Source organism: Actinomyces oris (assembly GCF_001937445.1).
GTDB classification, from domain to species: domain Bacteria; phylum Actinomycetota; class Actinomycetes; order Actinomycetales; family Actinomycetaceae; genus Actinomyces; species Actinomyces acetigenes.
Genome location: NZ_MSKS01000044.1, coordinates 1 through 4,550, shown reverse-complemented (window position 1 = coordinate 4,550; position 4,550 = coordinate 1). Strand labels below are relative to the sequence as shown.

Below are 4,550 nucleotides of genomic sequence, written 5' to 3'. Positions count from 1 at the left end.
CTCCTCATGCCACTCCGGATACATCCACCCCGGCAACCGCACCGGAATCAAACCCAACACCGCAACCACCAAACAGGTCAGCATGGCAAGCACAAAGAACCACCAAACTCCCGTGCCATCTAAACCCACCTCGTCCACCACCACCCCACAACTCCCAAATAGCATAAGACCTCCTACGGCAGGCTCAATGACCGCAATCGTGTTGCGACCTAAATTGAACCCCCCGTCCAGCATCTCACGAGCAGCCTCTCCCCAGTCACTGTCGGAAAACATCGCAAACCACCAAGCAGCAACTGCAAACATTCCTATAACAATTCCAACAAGTGCATAGAATACCGTCATTGAAATACCTTGAACTTATGGCAGCAAGTCTCAATGAAATAACTTATGAATTCCCTTGTTTGCGAGATCAGCAATTCCTTTTCCAGCACCAGACCCGATGGCAGCACCGACGGCGCCGCCGACCACGGCACCCACCGGACCACCGACACAGGCTCCAACAGCCGCCCCGGCCTGAGCCCCAGCCCAGCCACCGGCAGCCGAGACCGCCCCCGCCGTCGTGGCTCGGGCAACCTTCTCCCCCGTGCCAATGGACGGGTTGTGGGAGTCCTTCTCCCACTGCTGGTAGGCGTCCACTCCGAAGCTCACCGCAGTACCTGCTCTGCCGGCATACTTCAAGGCCTTACTGGAGCCCACCTTGCGCGCCATGTCGACGGCCTTCGCCGCCTTCGTACCCTCCGCACCCTTCGGCACCGACCAGTTCGAGAGCTTGCGGTCTTTAAAGGCATACCGCCACTGCTTTGTCCCCTTGCCCTCGGCTTCGGTGGTGAATTCGCGTTTCATTTTCACCTCACGCCTGAGGTCGCCTTTAGCAGCGTCATGCGTGAGCACGTTCTTCTTGGTTCCTACAACCACCTTGCGGGTCACGGTTGCGCCACTCGCACGCAGACCTCTTGCCTCAACCAGACTGACTGCATCCTTAGTCCTGCTGATGGCCCACGTACCGACTCCCGCCGCCGCCCGCCAGCCGCCATCCTTGGTGTTGGGGACAAAGAATCCACCAACCGTGCCTGCCACCGTCTGGGTGACAGGATGCCCGTCCGTGATCCTGGTGCATGCGTCGGCGAAGGCCTGACGAGCCTCAGTCTCACGATCACGAATATGACTCGTATCGGTGTCCAGGGTCTTGTAGAGGGTGAGCTTCTCCTGCTCCTCATCGAAAGCCTTCAACTCCACAGAGTTACCGGAGGTGGGTCGCCCATCCGGGAAGGAATCGGTTGGCTGTTCGATGCGCTCCCCATTGACCGTCAGCCTACCATTGATCGCCCTGCTGCGAATTCCCTCGAGATCCGTCTTCACCTTCCCCATTGCGGTTGCGAAGTTGGTCAGTGCGTTCTTGTAACTCTTCAGATCCGAGACCAGGTCCTCGCAGTTATTGACTTCCGTGCTGATCGCATTCGAGGCGTTAAGTGCCGTGTCGCCGTCCAACTCGGCAACATTCTTGCGGGCGCTGATCAGGTCATCCTCAGCGCTGTCGACATGCGTTTCAATATTCCCGATCGCGGTCGCCGAACTCGTGATCTCCGACGGTGTCGCATCCAGATGAGTGTCAATCGCCATATTTACTCTCCTTTAAACGCAATATTGCTGGTTACCTAGTCAGTTTCGGAGCGGATCTGAACCCGTTGTCGGGTAGTTCGGACGTGTTGCGATAGCATGGCCCGACCCCCCTGAGCTTGACGATCCCGACTGCGGAACCGAGAACTGAGGCTTCACCCCTCCGGCACCAGGCCCTGGAGCCGAACCGGAAGATGGGCTCTTGGGCACTAGAGGTCCAGAGCTCGTCATGTGAGAGGGAGGCACCGTCGACGATGACGGCACAGTGCTGGCGCTCTGCGCATCAACCTCCCCCATATTCTTGTCGGCTGTCGACAGGTTCGTGGATATCGTCGGAATGTTTGATTGAATGCTGGACAATCGGGACTGGAGGTTCGACACCACTTTTGAGGCCGAGGACGCCGACCAGCCACACCCCGTCGGCGACTTCACCGAGTCACCACTGATGTCGCTCTTGGCCGCACCCAGACTCGACACAGCAGACGCAGCCTGGCTGTGATCCCACTTCAATTGGCCCGACATCTAAGAACCTTCCAGTAATCGTCACTGTTGAGATGCACGAGCACACTACGCTTGGTCACGATTCGATGACAAGCACCGTCGCCGCATTTCTTTCGGGCGGCGTCGTAGGACGTCATACGACCAGCACACGTCGACGGGTGCCGCACAATCACCCTTCACCCGCCATCGGCAGCGCAGGCATCGTCAGTGCGAGCAGCACAGATCTCTCCACGAACACGTGCCGCCTGAGGTGAACCGACTTGCTCACACCCTTACTCGGCGGGGACGATGGCCCCGATGAAGAACCAGCAGCCCCCACTCCCCCGTCCTTGGCACCAGATGGCCCTCTCCGGCGTCGCGACGGCGGCCGCCCTGGGGCTCCTGGGGCTCTCGACCGGCGCCACAGCGGCTCCGACGACGGCCGGCTCCGCACCCCTTGCCCTCACCTCCTCCGCGCAGGCCTCGGCCGGCTCGGCGGGCGCGCCCCGGGCCCTTCCGGCGGCGTCGACCACCCTGACCAAGCACGTCACCGATGAGCTCGGGATCCTGGATGCCTCCAAGGCCCAGCAGGCCGTGGACACCATGTCCTCCAAGTACGGCGTCGGCCTGTGGGTGCTGACCGTCTCCGACTCCAGCCAGAAGGCCTCCGCCATCGCCGCGCAGGCCTTCAAGGACACGAAGCTGGGACGCGACGACATGCTCCTGGTCATCAACATCCCCTCCGACGGCTCGACCTCCAACAGCTACAAGCTGCAGGCGCACGACAACTCCTCGAAGTTCTCCAAGTCCGACTACAAGCGCATCGACTCAGCCGTCAAAAAGCAGCTCAGCGCAGGCAGCTACGACGACGCCGTGGCCGCTATCCCGGACAACATGTCCGGCTCATCGGGCTCCGGCAGTTCCAGCGGCTCGGGCTCCTCGGCACTTCCGCTCCTGCTGGGCGGGGGCGCGGTCGCGGCCGGCGGGGCCGCCGCCTGGACGGTGTACAAGCGCAGGAAGAACAAGGAGAACGACGACATGCTGTTCGGCAAGCGCAGGAATCAGGGCGGCGCACCCGGGAACCAGCCCGCGGGCTTCGCGGCGATGACGGTGGAGCAGCTACGCACGCAGGCCGGCAGCGCCCTGGTCCAGGCCGACGACACGGTGCGCGCCGCCGCCGAGGAGCTGTCCTACGCGCAGGCGCAGTTCGGCCTGTCCGCCACGGACTCCTTCACCGCCGCCCTGGACAGCGCCCGCAAGCACCTGTCGAGGTGCTTCGAGCTGCGCAAGATCCTCGACGACGACATCCCCGAGACCGAGCCGCAGCAGCGCCAGATGTACACCGAGATCCTCCAGCGCTGCTCGGAGGCGGTCGGCGAGATCCGCGCCCAGGAGGAGGCCTTCAACAAGCGGCGCGGCATCGAGGCGAACCTGCCGACGTCGATCGCCGAGACCGCCCAGCGGGCCGACGAGACCGAGCAGGCCATCGTCATGGCTGAGACGATCCTGGTGACGCTCAGTGCCGCCTACCCCGCCTCCTCCCTGACCAGCGTGGCCCAGGCCCCAGAGCAGGCCCGCCGCCTGCTGGCCGCCGGGTGCACCGCTCTGGACCAGGCCCGCGCCAGCGTCGAGGCCTCCCAGGAGGCGACGGCCGTCGAGCAGGTGCGCATCGCCCAGGGCTCCATCGCCCAGGCCGGCCAGCTGGCCGCCCAGGTCACCGGGGCCCGCGAGCGCCTCCAGAGCGCGGCGAAGGACCTGGAGGCGGCCATCGCCTCGATCTCCTCGGACCTGGTGGACGCCAAGCGCCTGGAGGGTGCGGTGCCGGCGGCGACCCTGGCCCCGCTCGTGGCCGACGCCGAGGCCGCCATCGCCGAGGGCCGTCAGGCCAGTGGCGCCAACCCGAGCGGCGACCCCCTGGCCGCCCTGGACCATCTGGCCCGGGCCGAGGCCGCCATCGACGCCGCCCTGGCCCCGGCCCGCGAGCGCGAGGAGAACGACTCGCGTGCCCGGGCCTCCCTGGGCTCGCGTCTGGCCCGCCTGAACTCCCAGGTGGAGTCCGTGACCTCCTACATCACCACCTATCGCGGGGCGGTGGGTCCCTCGGCGCGCACGGCGCTCAGTGAGGCCGCCCGTCACGCCACGGCCGCCACCACCGTCCAGACCACTGACCCGGTGGCGGCCCTGGCGGAGGTCGCGGCGGCCGAGCCCCTCGTGGCCCAGGCCCAGGCCCTGGCCGAGGCCGACGTGCGCGGGTCGTCGAGCTCGTGGAGCCCGCACTCCGGTGAGAGCTACTCCTACTCCCGCGGTTACGGCCGCTCGGGCGGCGGGCTCGACCTGGGCTCGCTCCTGCTGGGTGGCCTGCTGCTGGGCGGCGGTCACAACTACGGTGGCTGGGGCTCCCACCACCACGACAGCGACTGGGGCGGAGGCGGTGGCTTCTTCGACGGGGGCGG

3 protein-coding genes are annotated in these 4,550 nt (G+C 65.2%); 1 reads left to right on the top strand and 2 read right to left on the bottom strand.

From position 1 onward, the window contains the following. Together BKH20_RS13810 and BKH20_RS11225 are read right to left on the bottom strand one after the other, a co-directional pair. A partial coding sequence (locus BKH20_RS13810; protein ID WP_081381701.1) for a hypothetical protein occupies positions 1–342 on the bottom strand: 342 nt, incomplete at its 3' end. A 30-nt stretch (positions 343–372) separates the two neighbouring features. Then, complete coding sequence (locus BKH20_RS11225) at positions 373–1,620, bottom strand: hypothetical protein (RefSeq protein WP_075391128.1); 1,248 nt, start codon at positions 1,618–1,620, stop codon at positions 373–375. 795 nt (positions 1,621–2,415) lie between these two features. Here BKH20_RS11225 and BKH20_RS11220 point away from each other — a divergent pair. Next, a partial coding sequence (locus tag BKH20_RS11220) for a TPM domain-containing protein (protein ID WP_075391129.1) occupies positions 2,416–4,550 on the top strand: 2,135 nt, incomplete at its 3' end.

Coding starts and splice junctions, on each gene's coding strand:
- BKH20_RS11225 (WP_075391128.1), bottom strand. CDS start 1,620: ATGGCGATTGACACTCATCTGGATGCGACACCGTCGGAGATCACGAGT.